This window comes from Amycolatopsis ponsaeliensis, from assembly GCF_030182635.1.
In the GTDB taxonomy this organism is placed as follows: domain Bacteria; phylum Actinomycetota; class Actinomycetes; order Mycobacteriales; family Pseudonocardiaceae; genus Amycolatopsis; species Amycolatopsis ponsaeliensis.
This window is the reverse complement of the sequence record NZ_JAPZLD010000002.1, coordinates 397657-421710: the sequence shown is the minus strand read 5'-3', so window position 1 is coordinate 421710 and position 24054 is coordinate 397657. Positions and strand designations below refer to the sequence as shown.

Here is a 24054-nt window from a genome sequence, read left to right as displayed (position 1 = left end):
CTGGAGCTGATCTACGTGAACGTCGACGACCGGCAGCTGCCGGCGGCCTGGAACGACACCACCACCGACGTCCCGGAAGCGGGCCGCACGCTCGCCCGGCTGCTCGCCGAGCAGGCGGCCCGCACCCCGGACGCGACGGCGCTGGTGTTCGAAGGCGAGTCCCTGACCTACCGCGAACTCCACCGGAAGGCAGGCGGGCTCGCGCACCTCCTGGTCGAGCGGGGCGTGGGCCCCGGCGTCCTCACCGGCGTCTGCGCCGACCGATCCCTCGAGCTGGTGATCGCCCTGCTGGGGGTGCTCAAGGCCGGCGGCGCCTACGTCCCGCTCGACCCGGACTACCCGGCCGACCGGCTGGCCTACATGGTCGCCGACAGCGCCGCGCCGGTCGTCCTCACCCAGACCCACCACAGAAGCCTTTTCGACGCCGAGACGATCTGCCTCGACACCCTCGACCTCACCGCCTACCCGGACACCGAACCCGCTACGACGACGTCCACAAAGGACCTCGCGTACGCCATCTACACCTCCGGTTCCACCGGCCGGCCCAAAGGCGTGCTGGTGCCGCACGAAGGCATCGTCAACCGGCTCGCCTGGACCCAGGCCGAGTACCGTCTCGACGAGACCGATCGCGTGCTGCAGAAGACGCCGTCCAGCTTCGATGTCTCCGTCTGGGAGTTCTTCTGGCCGCTGCTGACCGGCGCCACGCTCGTCGTCGCGCGCCCCGGCGGCCACCGCGACCCCGCCTACCTCGCCGGGCTGATCCGCGCCGAGCGGATCACGACCGTCCACTTCGTCCCGTCGATGCTGCAGGCGTTCCTGCTCGACCCGGCCGCCGCGACCTGCACCGGACTCCGTCGGGTGCTGTGCAGTGGTGAGGCCCTGCCCGCCGAGCTGCAGGCCCGGTTCTTCGAGACGCTGCCCGGCGTCGAGCTGCACAACCTCTACGGCCCGACCGAAGCGTCTGTCGACGTCACGTACTGGGCGTGCGACCCGGCACAAAGGACAGTCCCCATCGGACGTCCGGTGTGGAACACCCGCACGTACGTCCTCGACGCCGAACTGCGGCCGGTCGCGCCCGGCGTCGCCGGTGAGCTGTACCTCGCCGGGATCCAGCTGGCCCGCGGCTACCACGGCCGGCCGGGGCTGACGGCCGAGCGGTTCGTGGCCAGCCCGTTCGAGCCGGGGGAGCGGATGTACCGCACCGGCGACCTCGCGCGCTGGTCCGACGACGGCGCGCTGGACTACCTCGGCCGCACCGACCACCAGGTGAAGATCCGCGGCCTGCGCGTCGAACTGGGCGAGATCGAGGCCGTCCTCGACCGGCAGCCCGGTGTCGGCGGCTCGTGCGTGCTGGCCCGCGAAGATCGCGTGGGTGACCAGCGCCTGGTCGGCTACCTCGTCCCGGACGGCACCCCCGACGTCGAAGCCCTGCGCGCGGCTCTCGCGGAGAACCTGCCGGAGTACATGGTCCCGGCCGCCTTCGTCGTCCTGGACGAACTGCCGCTGACCCCGAGCGGCAAGCTCGACCGCAAGGCCCTCCCCGCCCCGGACTGGTCCGCGGCCCGCGCCGGCCGCGCCCCGCGCACCCCGCGCGAAGCGGCGCTCTGCGAGCTGTTCTCCGAAATCCTCGGCGTCGACGGCGTCGGCATCGACGACGGCTTCCTCGCCCTCGGCGGCCACTCGCTCCTCGCGGCCAAGCTCGTCTCCCGCATCCGCGCGACGCTCGGCGTCGAGGCCGCCATCGGCGACATCTTCCGCGCGCCGACCCCGGCCGGCCTGGCCGAACTCCTCGAAGACGCGCCGGAAGCCCGCCCGGCCCTGACCACTCGCCCCCGCCCCGAGCCGATGCCGCTGTCATTCGCGCAGCGCCGGCTGTGGTTCCTCGACCAGGCCGACACCCGGAACGCGAGCTACCACGTCCCGCAGGCGGTCCGCCTGACCGGTCCGATCGACGCCGATGCGCTGCGGAGCGCTGTCGAAGACGTCGTCGCCCGGCACGAAACCCTCCGCACGATCTTCGCCCGCGAGGGCGACGAGCCGGTCCAGCGCATCCTCACCGAAAGCGAAGTCCCGTGGGCTGTTAGACAGTCCACTGAGGACACCCTCGCCGCTGACCTGACCGCGGCCACCGAGGCGGCCTTTGACCTCGCCCGCGAGCTGCCGATCCGCGCCACGCTCTTCACTCTGTCCGGCGACACCGCCGTGCTCCTGCTGGTCGTGCACCACATCGCGAGCGACGGCTGGTCCTTCGCGCCGCTCCTGCGCGACGTCTCGACCGCCTACGCGGCCCGGGTCACCAAGGAAAGTCCGAAGTGGACACCGTTGCCGGTGCAGTACGCGGACTACACGCTGTGGCAACAGGAACTCCCCGTCGAGCGCGACCTCGCCTACTGGCGTGACGCTCTGGCCGGACTGCCCGAAGAACTGCCGCTGCCCACGGACCGCCCGCGTCCGGCGGTCGCGAGCCACCGCGGCGGCGTTGTCCCGATGGACGTGCCCGCCGAAACACACCGGAAGCTGACGGCTCTGGCCGCGGCGGAAGGCGCGACGCTGTTCATGGTCCTGCAGGCCGCGTTCGCCGCCCTGCTCACCCGCCTCGGCGCCGGCGACGACGTCCCGGTCGGCTCGCCGGTCGCCGGCCGCGCCGACACCGCTCTCGACGACCTCGTCGGGTTCTTCGTCAACACCGTCGTCCTGCGCACGGCCACCGGCGGCGACCCGACGTTCCGTGAGGTTCTCGACCGCGCCCGCGAGACCTGCCTGGCCGCGTTCGAGCACTCCGAAGTGCCGTTCGAGCGCGTCGTCGAGGAGCTGAACCCGGCCCGCTCGCTCGGCCGCCACCCGCTGTTCCAGGTGCTCCTGGTGCTGCAGAACAACCTCGCCGCCGAGCTGGACCTCCCCGGCGTCCGCGCCGACGGCGAGCGCGTCGACATCGGCTACGCGAAGTTCGACCTGGCGGCGATCTTCGAGGAGCGCGACGGTGAGCTGACCGGCCTGCTGGAGTACGCGAGCGACCTGTTCGACCGCGACACGGCCGCGACGCTGGCCGGCCGCCTGCTGCGCGTCCTCGCCACCGTCGCCGAGAACCCCGACACGCGGATCGGTGACCTCGCCATCCTCGACGCGACCGAGCAGGTACAGGCCGAGACAGGCGGCATGCCCGCCCCCGCCGCGCCGGCCGTCCCGCTGCACGAGCTGGTCGAGAGCCACGCCCGCCGCACCCCGGACCGCGCCGCGCTGCTGTTCGAGGACGAGACCGTCACCTACGCCGTGCTGGACGCCCGCGCGAACGGCGTCGCCGCGCTCCTGACCGGCGTCCCGGCCGGGCGGATCGTCGCGATCTGCCTCGACCGCGGCCCGGACCTGGTCGCCGCCATCCTCGGCGTGCTCAAGGCCGGCTGCGGCTACACGCTCCTGGACCCGTCGTTCCCGGCCGAACGGCGGCAGCTGCTGGCCGAGCAGGTCGACACGCCGATCGTGCTCGACGACCTGTCTCTTGTGGACTCCAAGGCGACCCCGCCGAACCGGGTGGTGTCGCCCGCCGGGCCCGCCTGCGTCATGTTCACCTCCGGCTCGACCGGCACGCCGAAGGGCGTCGTCGCCTCGCACGCAGCAGTCGCGACGACGATCCTCGGCCAGGGCTACTCCGGTGACGTCTGGCTGCAGACCGCCCCGGTCTCGTGGGACGCCTTCGCGTTCGAGCTGTTCGGCGCGCTGCTCACCGGCGCGACCTGCGTCCTGCAGCCCGGCCCGAAGCCCGAGCCCGCGCTCATCGCCGACCTCGTCGAGCGGCACGGCGTCACGACGATGTTCGCCTCGGCCAGCCTGCTGAACTTCCTCCTCGACGAGTACCCGGCCGTGTTCTCGCAGGTCAGGCACGTCTACACCGGCGGCGAGGTCGCCTCGGTCGCCCACCTGACCAAGGCGCTCGAAAGCCACCCGGCGGTGGCGTTCAGCAACGCCTACGGCCCGGTCGAGAACATGATCTTCGTGAGCTGCCACCGCGTCACGGCGGCCGACCTCACCGGCGCGCCCATCCCGATCGGCACTCCGCTCAACGGCAAGCGCGCGTACGTCCTGGACGAGCGGCTGCGGCCGGTCGCGCCCGGCGTCGTCGGCGAGCTGTACGCCGCGGGCGGTGGCATCGCGGACGGCTACGTCGGCCGTCCCGGCCTCAGCGCCGTCCGGTTCGTCGCGTCGCCGTTCGAGCCGGGGGAGCGGATGTACCGCACCGGTGACCTGGTGCGCCGCCGCGCCGACGGCGTCCTCGAGTACGTCGGCCGCGCCGACGACCAGGTCAAGATCCGCGGGTTCCGCGTCGAGCCGGGCGAGATCCGGACGGCACTGGGCACGCACCCGGCCGTCACCGAGTCCGCCGTCGTCGTCCGCGAGGACCGGCCCGGCCAGAAGCTCCTGGTGGCCTACGTCGTGGGCGAGCCCGCCGACTTCCGCGCGTACCTCGCCGAGCGGCTGCCGGAACACCTCGTGCCGAGCGCGTTCGTCCTGCTGGACGCGCTGCCGCTGACCCCCAACGGCAAGCTCGACCGCCGTACCCTGCCCGCCCCCGAGTGCACGACCACCAGTCGCGCGCCGCGCACCCCGCGTGAAGAAGTCCTCTGTGGACTCTTTGCCGACGTACTCGGCGTCGAGACGGTCGGCGTCGACGACGGGTTCTTCGCCCTCGGCGGGCATTCGCTGCTCGCCGCCCGGCTCGTCGCCCGCGTCGGCGCGGTGCTCGGGGTCCGGATCGGCGTCGCGGACGTCTTCCGCGCGCCGACCGTCGCCGGGCTGGCCGCGGTGCTCGACACCGCCCGCACCGCCCGCCCGGCCGTCGTGGCCCGGCCGCGCCCGGACGTCCTGCCACTCTCGTCGGCGCAGCGCAGCCTGTGGTTCGTCGAACAGCTCGACCAGGCCGGCGCCACTTACAACGTCCCGCGCGCTCTGCGGCTGACCGGCGACCTCGACGTCGCGGCGCTGCGCCAGGCGTTCGCCGACGTCGTCGAGCGCCACGAGGCGCTGCGGACGGTGTTCCCGGACACCGACGGCGTGCCCCGCCAGGAGATCCGCCCGCTCACCGAGCTGCCGTGGACCGAAGGGACGGTGGACGTCGCCGAGTTCGCGGCACGCGAGTTCGATCTGGCTGCCGACCTGCCGATCCGCGCCGCGCTGATCCGTCAGAGCGACGACGACCACGTCCTGGTGATCGTCACCCACCACATCGCCGGCGACGGCTGGTCCTTCGGCCCGCTGCTGCGTGATCTGTCGGCCGCCTACACCGCCCGCGCGACCGGCGACGCTCCGAAGTGGACGCCGCTGCCGGCGCAGTACGCGGACTACGCGCTGTGGCAACAAGAACTCACCGACGACTCGCTGGACTACTGGGCGGACGCGCTCGCCGGGCTGCCCGACGAGATCTCCCTGCCCTTCGACCACCCGCGCCCGCCGGTCGCCAGCCACCGCGGCGCGACCCTCCCGGTGACCCTCGACGCGGACCTGCACGCCCGGCTCCTGCGGCTTGCCCGCGGCGAGCACGCGACGCTGTTCATGGTGCTGCAGGCCGGGTTCGCGGCGCTGCTGTCCCGGCTCGGCGCCGGGGACGACGTCGCCGTCGGCACTCCGTCGGCGGGCCGGCCCGACGCCGCGCTCGACGACCTCGTCGGCTTCTTCGTCACGACACTGGTGCTGCGCACGGACCTCAGCGGCGACCCGAGCTTCACCGAGCTCGTGCGCCGGGTCCGGGAGAGCTCCCTCAAGGCGTTCGACCACGCCGACGTCCCGTTCGAGCGGGTCGTCGAGCGGCTCAACCCGGCCCGCTCGACCGCGCGGCACCCGCTGTTCCAGGTGATGCTGGCGCTGCAGAACAACGTCGCGGCGAACCTGGCCCTGCCCGGCCTGACCGCGGCGGACGTGCCGGTGACCACCGCGACGGCGAAGTTCGACCTCACCCTCAACCTGGAGGAGACCACCGGCGCCGACGGCACGCCCGCCGGGATCGGCGGCTACCTCGAGTACGCGACCGACCTGGTCGACCCGGGCACCGCGGCCGACCTGGCCGCCCGGTTCGTCCGGCTGCTCACCGCCGCCGTCGCGATGCCGGACGTGACGTTGTCCACAGTGGACCTCCTGTCGGACGTCGAGCGGACCGCCATCGACACCGCCAACAGCGAGACAGCCCGATCGATCCCGGACACCTCGGTGATCGAGCTGTTCGAAGCCCAAGCCGCGGCCACGCCGGACGCGCCCGCGCTGGAGTTCGACGGCACGTCGCTGACCTACGCCGAGCTGAACGCGCGGGCCAACCAGCTCGCCCGCCGCCTGGCCGAGCGTGGCGCCGGGCCGGAGCGGTACGTCGCCCTCGCCCTGCCGCGCGACGAACAGCTGATCATCGCCATGCTCGCCGTGCTCAAGACCGGCGCCGGGTACCTCGCGCTCGACCTGGACTACCCGGCCGACCGCGTCGCGATGATGCTGGAGGACGCCGACCCGGCCCTGGTGCTCACCCGCGAAGAACTCGTCTTCGAGGGGCCGGCCGAGAACCTGGCACACACTGCGTCGCCGGACAGCCCGGCCTACGTGATCTTCACGTCCGGCTCGACCGGCCGCCCCAAGGGCGTCGTCGTCCCGCGCCGGCCGCTGCTGAACTTCCTCCTCGACATGGTCGACCGGTTCGGGATCACTGCCGGCGACCGGCTGCTGGCCGTCACGACCGTCGGGTTCGACATCGCCGGCCTGGAGATCTTCGCGCCGCTGCTGGCTGGGGCGACCGTCGTCCTCGCGAGCCGCGACGCCGTGCGCGACACCCGCGCCCTGGCCGCGCTCGCCGAGGACGGGGTCACGCTCCTGCAGGCCACGCCGAGCCTCTTCCACGCGCTGCTGGCCGAGCCGGTCGACCTCTCGGGCGTGCACGTCCTGGTCGGCGGCGAGGCGCTGCCGGACGACCTGGCCGTCGCGCTGCGGGCGCGGGCCGCGTCGGTGACCAACATGTACGGCCCGACCGAGACGACGATCTGGTCCACCACCGCCCGCGTCGGCGAAGGCGCGCCGACCATCGGCACGCCCATCGCGAACACCCAGGTCCACGTGCTGGACCGCGCGCTGCGGCCGGTCCCGGCGGGCGTGCCGGGTGAGCTGTACATCGCCGGTGACGGCGTCGTGCGCGGCTACCTCGGCCGCCCGGACCTGACTGCGGACCGGTTCGTGGCCTCGCCGTTCGCGCCGGGGGAGCGGATGTACCGCACCGGCGACCTGGTCGCCCGCCGCCGCGACGGCGAGATCCGCTTCCTCGGCCGCGTCGACCACCAGGTCAAGATCCGCGGCTTCCGCATCGAACTGGGCGAGATCGAGGCCGTGCTGGCCACGCACCCGGCCGTCGCGCTGCGCGCGGTCGTCGTCCGCGAGGACCGGCCGGGCGACAAGCGCCTGGTCGCGTACGTCGTGCCCGCGTTACCGGTCGAGATCGAGGACCTGCGCCGGCACCTGGCCGCCGCGCTGCCCGGGTACATGGTGCCGTCGGCGTTCGTGCTGCTCGACGAGCTGCCCCGGACACCGAACGGCAAGCTCGATCGCAAGGCCCTGCCCGCGCCGGCGCTCGAAAGCGGCGCCGGCCGGCTCCCGCGCACCGCACGCGAGCACGCGCTGTGCGAGCTGTTCGCCGAGGTTCTCGGCGTGCCCGAGGTCGGCGTCGACGACGGGTTCTTCGACCTGGGCGGCCACTCGCTGCTGGCCACCCGCCTTGCCGGGCGGATCCGCGCGGTGCTGGGCCTCGACGTCACCGTGCGGGCGCTCTTCGCGCATCCGACTGTCGCCGGGTTGAGCGAAAGTCTGGGTGAGGCCGTCGCGGCTCGCCCGGCCGTCACGCGGCGTTCCCGCCCGGACCGGCTCCCGCTGGCGCCCGGTCAGGAGCGCCTGTGGTTCCTGTCCCGGATGGACAGTGCGGACACCTCGTACCACATGCCGATCGCTTTGCGGCTGCTCGGCGATATCGACGCTTCCGCGCTGGCGGCCGCACTGTCCGATGTGGCCGGAAGGCACGAAGCCCTGCGCACGTACTACGCCGAGGACGAGTCCGGGCCGTACCAGGTGATCCTGGACTCCTTCGAGGTCCCGTTCGAGGCCAGCGCGGGCTCGGTCGCCGACGCCGCGCGTACCCCGTTCGACCTGGCCGCCGCGCCGCCGGTGCGGTCGTGGCTGTTCAGCGAGGGCGACGAGCACGTCCTGCTGGTGCTGACCCACCACATCGCCGGGGACGGCTGGTCGATCCCGGTCCTCCTGCGCGACCTGGCCGACGCCTATGCTGCCCGGCTCGACGGGCGTGCTCCGGAGTGGGAGCCGCTGCCCGTGCAGTACGCGGACTACACGCTGTGGCAACGAGAACTCGACAGCGACCTCGCGTACTGGACGGACGCGCTCGCCGGCCTGCCCGAGGAACTGGCCCTGCCGTACGACCGCGTCCGGCCCGCCATCGCGGACCACACCGGCGGGGCCGCGGCCGTCACGATTCCGGCCGAGCTGCACGCGCGGCTCCTGGAGCTGGCGGCCGGGCAGCGCGCGACCCTGTTCATGGTCCTGCAGGCCGCCCTCGCGACGCTGCTCGCGCGCTTCGGCGCCGGCGACGACGTCCCGATCGGCACCCCCGTCGCCGGCCGGCCCGACCCGGCTCTCGACGACCTCGTCGGGTTCTTCGTGAACACCGTCGTCTTGCGGACCGACGTCAGCGGTGCCCCGGCGTTCACCGAGTTGCTGGACCGCGTCCGCGAAGCCGACCTGAGCGCGTTCGAGCACGACGACGTCCCGTTCGAGCGTCTGGTGGAGGAGCTGAACCCGGCCCGGTCGGCGTCGCGGCACCCGCTGTTCCAGGTGATGCTGGTGCTGCAGCAGGACAACCCGCCCGTCGCACTGTCCGGAGTGGACACCGAGCCGTACGAGGTGACCCGCTCGGTCGCCAAGTTCGACCTCACCGTCGCCTTGGAGGAACACGGCGACGGAATCACCGGTGCGTTCGAGTACGCGACCGCCTTGTTCGACGCCGCCACCGCCGAGCGGCTGGCCGCCGCGTTCGTCCGGCTGCTGGAGCAGATCGCCGACGTGCCCACGACGTCGGTCACGGCGTTCGACGTGCTCACCGCCGACGAGCGTGGCCTCGTGCTGACCGCGGGCAACGCCTTGGCCAGCGTGCCGCTGCCGCAGGACTGCCTGCACACCATCGTCGAACGTCAGGACCCCGACGCCGTCGCGATCCTGTTCGAGGGCGAGTCGCTGACCTACGGCGAGCTGAACGCCCGCGCCAACCGCGTCGCCCACCACCTCCTGGACGACGGTGTTCGCCGCGGCGAGGTGGTCGGCGTCCTGCTGGACCGCGGCTTCGACTTCGTGGCCGCGGTACTCGGGGTGCTCAAGTCCGGTGCCGCGTACACCCTGCTCTACCCGAGCTACCCGGCCGATCGCCTGGCCGCGGTCACCGAGCAGGCCGGCGTGCGGCGGGTCCTGACGGCGCTGCCGGACCACCCGGACACGACGAACCCGGACGTCGAGCTGACCCCGGCCGACCTGGCCTGCGTCATGTTCACCTCGGGCTCGACCGGCGTGCCCAAGGGCGTCGCCACCTCGCACCGCGGCGTTGTCGCGACCATGGGCCAGGGCTACGCCACCTTCGACGCGGACCAGGTGTGGCTCCAGTGCGCCCCGGTGTCGTGGGACGGCTTCGCGCTGCAGCTGTTCGGCGCGCTGCTCTACGGCGGCCGGACGGTCCTGCAGCCCGGCCAGAACCCCGAGCCGGACCGCATCGCGGCGCTGGTCGTCGAGCACGGCGTCACCGTCCTGCACGCTTCGGCCAGCCTCTTCAACTACCTCCTGGATCAAGAACCGCAGGTCTTCACCGTGTTGCGCCGGGCCATGACCGGCGGCGAGCCGGCGTCCGTCGAGCACGTCACGAAGGCGCTGCGCGAGTACCCGGACGTCCAGCTGATCAACGGCTACGGCCCGGCCGAGAGCATGGGCTACACGACGTTCCACTCGATCACGCCGGCGGACCTCGGTGGGGTCGCGATCCCGATCGGCCGGCCGGTGGCGAGCAAGCGCGCCTACGTCCTCGACGCGCACCTCGCCCTGGCCGCGCCCGGTGTCACGGGTGAGCTGTACCTCGCGGGCCACGGCCTCGCCGATGGCTATCGCGGCCTGCCCAGCGCGACCGCCGAGCGGTTCGTGGCGTCACCGTTTATCCCGGGAGAGCGGATGTACCGCACCGGTGACCTCGTCCGGTGGAACGGCGACGGGGTGCTGGAGTACGTCGGCCGCGCCGACGACCAGGTCAAGGTGCGCGGTTTCCGCGTCGAACCCGGCGAGGTCCGGGCGGTGCTGGCCCGCCACGACGGTGTCGAGCAGGCGGCGGTCGTGGTCCGCGACGGACGGCTGATCGGCTACGTCGTCGGCTCGGCCGATCCCGCCGCTTTGCGGGCCTACCTGGCCGACCGGCTGCCGGACTACCTGGTGCCGTCGGCGATCGTGCCGCTGCCCGAGCTGCCCCGGACCGCGAACGGCAAGCTGGACCGCCGCGCGCTGCCCGCGCCGGACTTCGCGGCCGGCTCACGTCGTCGGCCGCGGACTGTGACCGAGAACGTCCTCTGTGGACTCTTCGCCGAGGTGCTCGGGCTTCCCGAGGTGGGCGTGGACGACGGCTTCTTCGACCTGGGCGGGCATTCGCTGCTGGCCGCCCGGCTGATCGGCCGCGTCCGTGCCGTGCTCGGGGTCGAGCTGGGCATCCGGGACCTGTTCCGCACCCCGGCCGTCGCCGGGCTCGCCGAAGTCCTCGGCGACGCCGCCCCAGCCCGGCCGCCGGTGACCCGCCGCGAGCGGCCCGACCGGCTGCCACTGTCGTTCGCGCAGCAGCGGCTGTGGTTCGTCGACCAGGCTGAGGAGGCCAACGCCGGCTACGACGTCCCGCGTGCGCTACGCCTGCGTGGTTCCCTCGACGTGGCCGCGTTGCAGGCCGCTTTGGCCGATCTTGTCGACCGCCACGAGTCGCTGCGCACGGTGTTCCCGTCGCACGAAGGCGAGCCGTGGCAGGAGATCCTGACCACACCTTCGGTGCCCTGGACGCTCACCCAGTCCACTGAGGACTCATTGCCGGACGTGCTCGCGGAAGCCGCGGCGCACGTGTTCGACCTGAGGACCGAGCTGCCGATCCGGGCGCACCTGGTCGAGGTCGCCGCCGACGACCACGTGCTGCTGCTGGTGCTGCACCACATCGCGTCCGACGGCTGGTCGGCCGCGCCGCTGTGGCGCGACCTGGCCACCGCCTACGCGGCCCGTCTCGACGGCGAGGCTCCGGGCTGGAAGCCGTTGCCGGTGCAGTACGCGGACTACACGCTGTGGCAGCGCGAAGTCCTCGACGAACCGGAGATCGCCGGCCAGCTCACGTTCTGGCGCGACGCCCTCGCCGGGGCGCCCGAGGAACTGGCGCTGCCCGCGGACCGGGTCCGCCCGGCCGTGGCGAGCCACCGCGGCGGCTCGGTGGAGTTCACGCTCGGCGCGGACGTCCACGCGGCCCTCGCGGACTTGGCCCGCTCCGGTGGTGCGACGCTGTTCATGGCGCTGCAGGCCGGGTTCGCAGCCCTGCTGTCGCGGCTCGGCGCGGGCGACGACGTCCCGCTGGGCACCGCCGTCGCCGGCCGCGGCGACACCGCCCTCGACGACCTTGCCGGGTTCTTCGTCAACACCCTGGTTCTGCGCACCGACGTCTCCGGGCAGCCGACCTTCCGGCAGCTCCTGGCCCGCGTCCGCGACGCCGGGCTGGCCGCGCTGGCGCACGCCGACGTCCCGTTCGAGCGGGTCGTCGAGGAGCTGAACCCGGCGCGCTCGGCGGCCCGGCACCCGCTGTTCCAGGTGATGCTGGTGCTGCAGAACAACGCCACCGCCCAGCTCGGCCTGCCGGGCCTGGAGACCGAGGGCGTCACGGTCCGCCGCGACGTCGCCAAGTTCGACCTGACCGCGGGCATCGAGGAGAACCACTTCCCGGACGGCGCTCCGGCCGGCCTGACCGGGCAGCTGGAGTACGCCGCCGACCTGTTCGACGCGGCCACCGCCGAGTCGATCGCGGCCCGGTTCGCCCGGTTCCTCACCGCGGCCGTCGCCACTCCGGACGTCCCTCTCGTGGACCTGGACCTGCTGACCGTCGACGAGCGGGCCGCGCTGCTGGCCCAGGGCACGACGACGGTCACCGCTCCGGCGATGCGGCTGCACGAGCTGGTGGAGCGGCAGGCGCACTGGGCACCGGAGGCGACCGCGCTGCTCTTCGAGGGCTCGTCGCTCACCTATGGACAGCTCGACGTCGAGGCCAACCGGCTCGCCCGGCACCTGATCGCCGAGGGTGTCCGCCGGGGCGACCTGGTCGGTGTCCACATCGGACGGTCGCCGCGGCTGGCCGTCGCGCTGCTCGCCGTGCTCAAGGCGGGGGCGGCCTACACCGTGCTGGACACGGACTTCCCGGCCGAACGCCTGGTCGGCGCGCTGCGGCGGACGTCGGCGGCGGTCGTGCTGACAGACGGGCGCGACCTGCCGTGGCGGCGAATCGACGTCGTGGCCGACGCGGCCGCGATCGCCGTCCGCGACGGCGGTGTCCTCGGCCTGCCCGGCAGCCCGGACGACCTCGCCGTCGTCATGTTCACCTCCGGCTCCACCGGCGTCCCGAAGGCGGTCGCGGCCCCGCACCGCGCGGTCGCCGGCACGCTGACCGGCCAGGACTACGCCGGGTTCGGCCCGGACGACGTCTGGCTGCAGTGCGCGCCGGTGTCGTGGGACGCGTTCGGCACGCAGCTGCTCGGGCCGCTCCTGGCCGGCGGCACGGTCGTGCTCCAGCCCGGTCAGCGTCCCGAGCCGGCGCTGATCGAGGACCTGGTCGTGGCGCACGGCGTCACGGTCCTGGACGTCTCCGCGAGCCTGTTCAACTTCCTGGTCGACGAGCACCCGGCGGTGTTCGCGACGGTCCGCCGCGCCATGACCGGCGGTGAAGCGGCCTCGCCCGCGCACCTGGCGAAGGTGCTGCGGTCGTACCCGCACGTCGCGGTGGTCAACGGCTATGGCCCGGCCGAGACGATGGGCTTCAGCACGTTCCACGCGGTCACGGCGGTCGACGGCCCGGTCCCGATCGGGCGGCCGGTCACCGGCAAGCACGCGTACGTCCTCGACGCGCTCTTGCAGCCGGTGCCTGCCGGGGTCGTCGGTGAGCTGTACCTGGCTGGTGTGGGCACTGCTCATGGCTACCTCGGGCAGCCGGGGCTTTCCGCGGAGCGGTTCGTGGCCTCGCCGTTCGCGGCGGGGGAGCGGATGTACCGCACCGGCGACCTCGCCCGGTGGAACGCTCTCGGCGTTCTCGAGTACGCCGGCCGGGCGGACGACCAGGTCAAGATCCGTGGCTTCCGCGTCGAGCCCGGGGAAGTGCAGGCTGTTTTGGCCGGGTTCGAGGGGGTCGCGCAGGCCGCCGTGGTCGTTCGTGACGGGCTGCTGGTCGCCTATGTCGTCGGCACCGCGGACCCCGCGGTACTGGCCGACCACGCTGCCGCGCGGCTGCCGGAGTACCTGGTGCCGTCGGTGATCGTGCCTCTCGAAGAGCTGCCGCGGACCGCGAACGGCAAGCTGGATCGTGCGGCATTGCCCGCGCCGCAGCGGGTCGTCGCCGGGCACGTCGCGCCACGAAACCCGGTGGAGAGCGCGCTGGCCGCGATCTGGGCCGACGTGCTCGGGGTGCCCGAGCCGGGAGTGGAGGACAACTTCTTCGCGCTGGGCGGTCACTCGTTGCTGGCGGCGAAGGTGACCGGCCGGATGCGCACGGAGTTCGGTGTGCGGCTGGGGGTGCGGGCGCTGTTCGAGGCCCCGACGATCGCGGCGCTGGCCCGGCTCGTGCCGGGAGCGTCCACTGCGGACTTCGAGCCGATCCCGGTACGTGACCGGAACGCGCGCACCCCGCTTTCGCCGGTGCAGCGCGGACTTTGGTTCGCCGAGCGGCTCGCGCCGGGCTCCGCGGAGTACCTGGTGCCGCTGGCGTTGCGGATCGGCGGGGACCTCGATGTGGCGGCACTGACCGGCGCGCTGTCGGCCGTGGTGGCGCGGCACGAGGTGCTGCGCAGCCGGTTCGTGGAGCAGGACGGCGAGCCGGTGCAGGTGGTGGACCCGGTGCGCCCGGTCCCGCTCCCGGTCACCGAGGTCAGCGACATCGAGGCCTTCGTGCGCTCCCAAGTGGACATTCCGATCGACCTCGAGCACGGCCCCGTCTTCCGTGCGGCGCTGGCGGTCGTGAGTGGCAATCAGGGTTCTAACCCTGATTGCCACTCACGACCCCTGCCGCGCACCGACCACGTCCTCGTCCTGGTCCTGCACCACATCGTCGCCGACGGGTGGTCCATGGGCGTCCTCGCCGGCGAACTCCGGGACCACTACGCCGGGATCCGCCCCGCGGCCCTGCCGGTGCAGTTCGGCGACGTTGCCGCGTGGCAGGCGAACACCTCCGACGAAGCCGGGCTCGCCTTCTGGCGCCGAGCCCTCGACGGCATGCCTCACGTCGCCGAGCTGCCTGCCGATCGGCCGCGCCCGCTCACCCGGGACATCGCCGGGGCCAAGACCCCGGTGCACGTGCCCGCGACAACAGTCGGCAAGCTGGCGGCGCTGGGCGCCGAGCACGGCGCGAGTCTCTTCATGACCGTGCTCGCCGCCTTCGAAGTCCTGATCGGCCGCTACACCGCCATGCGGGACTTCGCCATCGGCACCCCCGTGTCCGGCCGCAGCCACCCGCAGACCGAGGCCCTGGTCGGCCACTTCGTCAACATGGTGCCACTGCGCGCCGACCTGACCGGCGACCCGGCGTTCACCGAACTCCTGCGACGGGTCCGCGCCGGCACCCTCGCCGCGTTCGACCACGACGACGTCCCCTTCGACCGGATCGTCGAACTTCTCCGCCCCCAACGCGACCTCACCCGCACCCCGCTGGTGCAGATCGTGTTCGCCCTGCAGAACAACGAGAAGGCCGGCTGGGCGCTGCCCGGCCTGGCCGTCGAGCAGCTCGCCGTCGACACCCGCGTCAGCAAGTTCGACCTCGAACTCGCCCTCGCCCAAGACCCCGACGGCGCCCTGACCGGCATCTTCGAGTACCCGACCGCACTGTTCGACGCCACCACGATCGAGCGCCTGGCCGGCCACTTCACGACACTGCTCGAAAGGATCGCCGACGCTCCCGAGACCCCGGTCGGCGAGCTGGACCTGCTCAGCGAGACCGAGCGCGCCCACCTCGTCCAGGGCGTCAACGACACCGAAGTCGCCTACGACGAGAGCGTCTGCCTGCACCACCTCATCGCCGGACAAGCAGCGAAAACCCCGCACGCGACCGCCGTCGAATACGAAGACGACCACCTCGACTACGCCGAGCTGGAACGCCGCGCCGGAGTCCTCGCCGCGCGGTTGCGCGAACACGGCGTAGCCCCGGACGTCCCGGTCGGCCTGCGGATGGACCGCTCGATCGACCTGATCGTCGGCCTCGTCGCGATCCTCAAGGCCGGCGGCGCGTTCGTCCCGATCGAGACCGACGCACCCGACACCCGGGTCCTCGGCATCCTCGGCGACGCCGGCTCGCCCGTCTGCCTGGTCAACGTGGGCGCGAAGACACCGGTCACCAGCGGAGTCGTCTTCCTCGAAGTGTCCGATTTGGACGGAGCAGCTCCGGCGCCCGAAGACACCACTCACCCCGACAACCTCGTCTCGATCTACTACACCTCGGGCTCCACCGGGAAGCCGAAGGGCGTCGCGAGCACCCACCGCGGCTGGGTCAACCGCCTGCGCTGGCACCAGGACACCTACCGGCTCCAGCCGGGCGAAGGCGTCCTGCAGAAGACGACGCTGGTCTTCGACGACGCGGCCATCGAATGCCTGTGGCCGCTCATCGTCGGCGGGCGCGTCGCGCTGATCCCGCCGGGCCTGCACCGCGACCCGGCCGCGATCCTCGAAGGTGCGATCCGGCACCGGGTCGCCAACCTGCAGTTCGTGCCGAGCATGCTGACGCTGTTCCTGGAGCAGCTGACCCCGGCCGACCAGGCCGCGCTCAAGACGGTGCGCAACGTCATCACCAGCGGCGAAGCGCTGCAACCGGAACTGCTGAAGCTGTTCTTCGACCGGCTGGGCGAGACCGCCACCCTGCACAACCAGTGGGGCGCCACCGAAGTGTCGATCGACTCGACCATGCGCGAGTGCCTCGGCTCCGACCTCGACGGCGCGGGCTCGGTGAGCGTCGGCTCGCCGATCGCCAACAACCAGATCCACGTCCTCGACGAGCACTTCCGGCCGGTCCCGGTCGGCGTCCCCGGTGACCTGTTCATCGGCGGCGTCGGCCTCGCCCGGGGCTACTTCGGCAACCCGGGCAAGACGGCGGCGGCGTTCCTGGCCAGCCCGTTCCACCCCGGCGAACGCCTCTACCGCACCGGCGACCGCGGCCTGCGCACCCCCGACGGCGCGCTGACCTTCCTCGGCCGCCAGGACTCGCAGGTCAAGATCCGCGGCATCCGCGTCGAACCCGGCGAGGTCGAGCAGGTCCTCCTGGAACTGCCCGGGGTGCGTGAAGCCGCGGTGACGGTCTGGCAGCCGTCGCCCGGGGACAAGCGCCTCGCCGGGTACGTCACCGCGCAGGCCGGCGTCACGCTCACCGAGGCCGGGATCCGCGAGCAGCTGCGCGAACGGCTGCCCGGGTACCTCGTGCCGACGGCGCTGAGCGTGCTGCCCGAGTTCCCGACCACGACCAGCGGCAAGATCGACCGCAAGGTGCTGCCCGCCCCGGCCGCGGCCGGGGCCGAGTACCGCGCTCCGGAAGGCCCGGTCGCGGAGCTGGTCGCCGAGGTGCTGCAAAGCGTCCTCGGAGTCGAACGCGTCGGCGCGGACGACAACTTCTTCGACTTGGGCGGGCACTCCCTGCTGGGCGTCCGGGTGGTCGCCGAGCTGCGCAAGCGGCTTTCGGCGGACATCCCGATCCGGCTGATCTTCGACTCGCCCACGGTCGCGGAGCTCGCCGACGCCGTCGCCCGCGCCACCCGCCGCGAGTTCCAGGCCATCCCCAAACGACCCGACGGCCCGGCGCCCCTCGCGGGCGTCCAGGTCGGCATGTGGCTGGCGGATCGGATGGCGCCGTCGAGCGCGGAATACCTGGTGCCCAACGCGGTCCGCCTGCGCGGCACCCTGGACGTCGACGCGCTGGCCGCCGCCCTCACGAAACTGGTCGAGCGGCACGAGATCCTGCGGACCCGGTTCGTGGAAATCGACGGTGAGCCGAGGCAGGTCGTCGACCAGGCCGGGCCGGTCCCGTTGCCGGTCACCGAGATCGACGCGATCCCGCCGTTCCTGGAAGCATGGCCCATCGACCTCGCCACGGGCCCGGTGTTCGCCGCGGCTCTCGGACGGCTCGCCGCGGACGACCACGTCCTGGTCCTCTCGGCCCACCACATCGTCCTCGACGGCTGGTCCGAAGGCCTCCTCGCCGAGGAGCTGCGCGACCTCTACGCGGGTGCCGACCTGCCGCCGCTGCCGGTGCAGTACGCCGACGTCGCGGCCTGGTCCCAGCCCACCGAAGCGGACGTCGAGTTCTGGCGGACGCAGCTGTCCGGGGTCCCGCAAGTCGTGCAGCTGCCGGCCGACCGGCCCCGGCCGCCGGTGCGGGACCCGCGAGGCGCGCGGTACGAGTTCAGCGTGCCCGCCGAGCTGGCCACCCGGCTCGGCGAGCTGGGCGCGGAAGCCCGCGCCAGCCTGTTCATGACGCTGCTGGCCGGGTTCCAGGTCCTCGTCTCCCGGCACACCGGGCTGCGCGAGTTCGCGGTGGGCAGCCCGGTCGCCGGCCGGGACCACCCGGACACCGAGCGGCTGATCGGCCAGTTCGTCAACACGCTCGCCCTGCGCGCGGACCTGACCGGCTCGCCCGGCTTCACCGAGGTGCTGGAGCGCGTCCGCGAGACGGCGTTGAACTCCTTCAGCCACCAGGAAGTGCCGTTCGACCGGGTCGTCGCCGAGCTGCGCCCCGACCGCGACCCGAGCCGGAACCCCTTGGTGCAGCTGATGTTCGCGCTGCAGACGGTGTCCGAGGGCGGCTGGGAACTCGGTGATCTCGACTGCGAGCCCCTGGGCATCGAGACGGGCGCCGCCAAGTTCGACCTCGCCATGGTGCTGCGCGAGCAGCCCTCCGGCGCGGTCGACGGCGTCCTCGAATACCCGGTCGCGCTGTTCGACGAGGACACGGTCGCCGGGTTCGCCGAGCGGTACGTCCGGCTCCTGGCCGGGTTCGCCGCCGACCCGCAGCGTCCCGTGGACCGCGTCCCGATGCTCGACGCGGCCGAGGTCACCCCGCTCGGCGAACACGCCCCCGGCGGGACGTTCGCGGGGCTGATCGAAGCCCAGGCACGGCGAACCCCGGACGCCCCGGCCGTCGTGGCCGGTGCGGACTCGCTGACCTACGCCGAACTGGGCGCGGCGGCCAACCGCGTGGCGCGGGTCCTGCAGAGCCGGGGCGCCGGCCCGGAGAAGGTCGTCGCGCTGCTGCTGCCGCGTTCGGCAGACCTGGTCGTGGCCCAGCTGGCCGTGGTCAAGACCGGGGCGGCGTTCCTCCCGATCGACCCGAGCTACCCGGAAGAGCGCATCCGCTACATGCTCGACGACGCGAACCCGGTGCTCACGCTGCGGGACCTGCCGGTGTCCACAATGGACGACAGTCCGCTGGGTGTCGAGGTCGAGCCGGAGAACGCGGCGTACGTGATCTACACGTCGGGCTCCACCGGACGGCCGAAGGGCGTCGTCGTCAGCCACGCCGGCCTCGGCACGCTGGTGGCCAACACCATCGCCGCCTACCAGGTCGGCCCCGGCGACCGCGTGCTGCAGTACGTCTCGCCGAGCTTCGACGCGTCGATCCTGGAGCTGTGCGCGTCCCTGATGACCGGCGCCGCACTCGTCGTGACCCCGCCGGGACCGCTCCTGGGTGACCAACTGCGGGACGTCCTCGCCGAAGGGCGCGTGACGCACGCGCTGATCCCGCCCGCGGCACTGGCCACCGTCGAGGACCCGGACCTGCCGGACTTCCGGACGGTCGTGGTCGGCGGCGACGTCTGCCCGCCGGAGCTGGTCGCGAAGTGGGCGCCGGGCCGCCGGATGCTCAACATGTACGGCCCGACCGAAGCCACGGTCGTGTCCACGGTGAGTGAACCGCTGGTGCCGGGCGTGCAGGTGACCATCGGCCGCGCGCTGCGCCACACGCGGGCGTACGTCCTGGACGACCGGCTCCAGCCGGTGCCGTCAGGCGTGGCGGGCGAGCTGTACGTCGCCAGTCCCGGCCTGGCCCGCGGCTACCTCGGGCGTCCCGGACTGACGGCCACGAGGTTCGTCGCGAACCCGGCGGGCGGCCGGATGTACCGCACCGGCGACCTCGTCCGGCGCACCCGGGCCGGGGACCTGGAGTTCCTCGGCCGGACCGACGACCAGGTCAAGATCCGCGGCTTCCGCATCGAACTCGGCGAAGTCGAGTCCGCGCTGCGGGCCCACCCGGCGCTCACCGCGGCGGTCGTGCTCGCCAAACCGGACCCCGCCGGGCAGAAACGCCTGGTCGCCTACGTCGCCGGTGACGTCACGGCCGCGGACCTGCGTGCCTTCCTCGGGCAGCGGCTGCCGGAGCACCTGGTGCCGAGCGCGTTCGTCGTGCTCGACGCGCTGCCGGTCAACGCCAGCGGCAAGCTCGACCGCGCCGCACTGCCCGAACCGGCCGAGGAGACGGCGGACTACGTCGCTCCCAGCAGCCCCGAGGAGCAGCTGATCGCCGACGTCTGGGCCGAGGTCCTTGGCGTGCCCCGCGTCGGGCTCGGCGACGACTTCTTCGCACTGGGCGGGCATTCCGTGCTCGCCGCCAAGGTCCGCATGCGGCTGCAGGCCGCCTTCGGCGTGGACCTGCCCCTGCCCGTGCTGTTCCAGACCACCACGGTCGCCGCGCTCGCCGCCGTGGTCCACACCGAGATCGAGGCCGAGCTCGCCGGCATGTCCGAGCAGGAGCTCCTCGACTCCCTCACCGAGGAGGCCAGCGCATGACCACGTTCGACACCCGCCCGGAGGCCGACGCCGAACGGGCGGCCCGGCTCCGGGCCGCGGTGCTCGCGAAGCGGCTGCGCGGCCGGGCCACCGCGCCGGTCCGCACCTTCGGCCGCGCCGACCGCGACATCCCGCTGCCGCTCTCGGCCGGCCAGCAGCGGTTGTGGTTCCTCGACCGCCTCGACCCGGACAGCGCCGAGTACGCCGTGCCGCTCCTGCTCCGCCTGGACGGCGCCCTCGACATCGATGCCCTCCAGCACGCCCTCGACGAACTGGTGGCGCGGCACGAGATCCTGCGCACCACCTACGTCGCCGAGGACAACAAGCCGCGTCAGGTCATCGGTGCCCCGGCCCCGGTCGAGCTGCCGGTGCTCGACGGCGATCTGGACGTCGTGCTGGCGGACTACGTCAGCCGTCCGTTCGACCTCGCGGCCGGCCCGGTGTTCCGGGCGCTGCTGATCCGCGAGGCACCTGAGCGGCACGTGCTGGCGCTCAACGTCCACCACATCGCCTGCGACGGCTGGTCGCTGCCGATCCTCCTGGAAGACCTGCGCAAGCTCTACACCGGCGCCGAACCGCCCCCGATCGAACTGTCCTATGCGGACTTCGCGGTTTGGGAACAGTCCCGGGTGGACGCCCACGACGCCGATCTCGCGTACTGGAAGGACCGGCTCGGCGGGCTGGAAACCCTGGAGCTGCCCGCGGACCGCCCGCGGCCGGCCCAGCGCGACCACCACGGCGCGTCGGCCCGCTTCACCATCCCGGCTTCCGCCGCCGAGGCGGTACTGAATCAGGGAAAGAGCACGGGTGCGACGCCGTTCGTGACGTTGCTCGCCGCCGCGTACGTCGTGCTCGGACGGCACACCGGCCGCCAGGACATCGCCGTCGGCACCCCGGTCGCCGGGCGCGGCCGGGCCGAGCTGGAGCACATGGTCGGGTTCTTCGTGAACACCGTCGTCGCTCGCGGCGACCTGTCCGGCGACCCCGACTTCGTCGCCCTCGCCGACCGCGTCCGCGTAGCCCGACTGGCCGACCAGGCCCACGAAGACCTGCCCTTCGAGCGTCTGGTCCAGGAGCTGTCCCCGGAACGCGACCTCGCGCACACCCCGGTCGTCCAGGTGATGTTCGCGGTCTACGACGCTTCCGAAGGTGAAGGCGCGCTGGGTGACCTCGCGGTGTCGAGCGTGGACCTGCCCTCGTCGACGGCGAAGTTCGACCTGATGATCTCCTTCGTCCGCCAGGCCGACGGGTCCGTGGAAGGCGTCCTCGAGTACGCGACCGCGCTCTTCGACCAGGCCCGGATGGACCGCATGGGCGAGCACTTCGTCCGGCTCTTCACCGAGCTGGCCGCCAAGCCCGGCGTCCGGCTGTCCGAAGTGGACGTCCTCGGCGCTGACGAGCGGAAGCTGCTCCTCGAAACCTGGAACGCCACCGCCGAGCCCTACCTGCGCGGCACGCTGCACGGCCGGATCGCCGAGCAGGCCGCGTCGAACCCGGACGCGATCGCCGTCCGCTGCGGCGGCGCCGAGCTGACCTACGCCGACCTGGAAACCCGTGCGACCCGGCTGGCCCAGCGGCTGCGGGCGCACGGCGTCGGCGTCGAGACCCCGGTCGGCGTGCTGTGCGAACGCGGCCCGTTGCTGCTGCCGGTCCTGCTCGCCATCCTCAAGACCGGCGGCCACTACATCCCCCTGGACCCGGCGTATCCGCAGGACCGCAAGGAGTACATGCTCCGCCAGGCCGGCGCCCGCGTGCTCGTCACCACGCGCCGCTACGCGAACGAGAATCTCGGCGACGTCTTGGTCTTCGCCGACGAGCCGGTCGCCGACGACCCGGTGCCGTGGGCCGACCCGGTCGTCGACCCGGAGGACCTCGCCTACGTCATCTACACCTCCGGCTCCACCGGCCGTCCCAAGGGCGTGATGATCAGCCACCGCGGCGTGCTCCACTACCTGGACTGGTGCCGCCAGGCCTACCGCGCCGACGAGGGCGACGGCGCCCCGGTGCACTCCTCGCTCGCCTTCGACCTCACCGTCACCGGGCTGTTCCTGCCGCTGCTGTGCGGCACGACCGTGACGCTGGTGCCGGAGGACGAGCACCCGGTGGCGGGCCTCGCCGACGTGCTGTCGAGCGGCCGGAAGTTCAGCTTCGTCAAGCTCACGCCGGCCCACCTCGAGCCGCTGCGCCGGTGTCTCGCCCCCGAGGCGGCGGCCGCGGCCGCGCACTTGGTCGTCGGCGGCGAGCAGCTCACCGCCGAGGCTCTGGAGTTCTGGCGCGAGAACGCACCCGAAGTCGTGGTGGCCAACGAGTACGGCCACACCGAGACGTCGGTGGCCAACGTGATCAACCTGCTGCCCGCCGCCGAGTGCGTGACCACACCGATTTCCGTCGGGCGGCCGATCTGGAACACCGAGGTCTACCTCCTCGACGAGCACCTGCGCCCGGTCCCGGTCGGCGTCACCGGCGAGCTGTACGCGGGCGGCGCGGGTGTCGCGCGCGGCTTCGCCGGCAACCCGGGCCTGACCGCGGCCAAGTACGTGGCCAACCCGTTCGGACCCGGACGGCTCTACCGCAGCGGTGACCTGGCCCGGTACCTGCCGGACGGCCGGCTGGAGTTCGTCGGCCGCACCGACCACCAGGTCAAGGTGCGCGGCTACCGCATCGAGCTGGGCGAGATCGAGGCCGCGCTCGTCGGCGGCCCCGGCGTCACCGAAGCGGTCGCCGTGGTCCGCGACGGCGCGCTCGCCGGGTACGTCGCACCGTCCACTGTGGACTCGGAAGCACTGCGGGCGCACCTGTCCGAGCGGCTGCCGGAGTACATGGTCCCGTCGACCCTGACCACTTTGGCCACTCTGCCGCTGACGTCGAACGGCAAGATCGACCGCGTCGCGCTGCCCGCCCCGGACGCCACTCCGGTCGCGACGTCCGGCGTCCTCCCGCGCGACGAGCTGGAGATGGCCCTGGCCAAGCTCTGGGAAGACCTGCTCGGCCGCCGCGTCGGCGTCACCGACGGCTTCTTCGACGTCGGCGGCCACTCGCTGCTGGCCGTGGTGCTGGTCGACCGGATCAAGGCCGAGCTGGGCGCGACCGTCGGGCTGGCCGAGGTCTTCCGCGCGCCGACGATCCGCGCGCTGGCCGACCACCTCCGCGCCGGGGAGAGCGGCGGGGGACTGGTCGTCCCGCTCTCCCCGGGCCGCGCGGGCGTCGCCCCGCTGTTCCTGTTGCCGCCGACCGCCGGGAGCCCGTTCCCGTACCTGCAGCTCGTGGCCGAACTCGACCCGGCGCTGCCGGTGTTCGGCCTGCAGGCCCCCGGGTTCGCGCCCGGCGAAGACCCGGTGCACACCATCGAAGAGCTGGCCGCGGCGTTCATCGCCGACCTGCTGCCGGTCGCCGGGGACCGGCCCATCCGGCTGGCCGGCTGGTCGCAGGGCGGGTCGGTGGCGTTCGAAATGGCCGCCCAGCTGGAAAAGGCCGGCCGCGCGGTCGAGCACCTGTGCGTCATCGACGCGACCGTCCTCGGCGTCGACGACTACGGCAACCCGCTCCCGGAGGTCGACACCAGCGACCCCCTGGCGTGGTTCGGCGAAGCGGTGCTGAAGCTGGAACCGGGCGTCGACACGCTCGACGAAATGCTCGCCGAGGCCCGTGACCGTGGCATGGTCTCGGAAGTCGCGGGCAACGCCGTCGTCGAGCAGATGGCCCGCGTCTACCTCGCCGGCAAGGACGCGGTCGAGGCCTACCGCTGCCGCGCCGTCGTCGACGCGGGCATCCACCTCATCACCTCTACCGGCTCCCACCCGGTGAAGGGCCGCCCGGAGGTGCGGCCGGAGAGCTGGCGCGCCCGCACGCGCGGCGAGCTCACGGTGACGCCGGTGCCGGGACACCACTGGGACATGGTCGAACCGCCGCACGTGGCGGAGCTGGCCCGGGCCGTGCTGGCCGGGCTCGCCGTGACCGCCGACGAGTGAA

1 protein-coding gene and 1 pseudogene are annotated in these 24054 nt (G+C 72.9%); both read left to right on the top strand.

The features are described from left to right. Nucleotides 1-15: 15 nt before the first annotated feature. A pseudogene (locus tag QQ657_RS04845) lies at nucleotides 16-20085 on the top strand (non-ribosomal peptide synthase/polyketide synthase); the annotation flags it as partial. Further along, entirely contained in the window at nucleotides 20082-24053 is a 3972-nt protein-coding gene (locus QQ657_RS04840) for a non-ribosomal peptide synthetase (RefSeq protein ID WP_284740817.1), read from the top strand. The pseudogene QQ657_RS04845 and the gene QQ657_RS04840, both read left to right, overlap by 4 nt. The last annotated feature ends 1 nt before the right edge of the window (nucleotide 24054 follow it).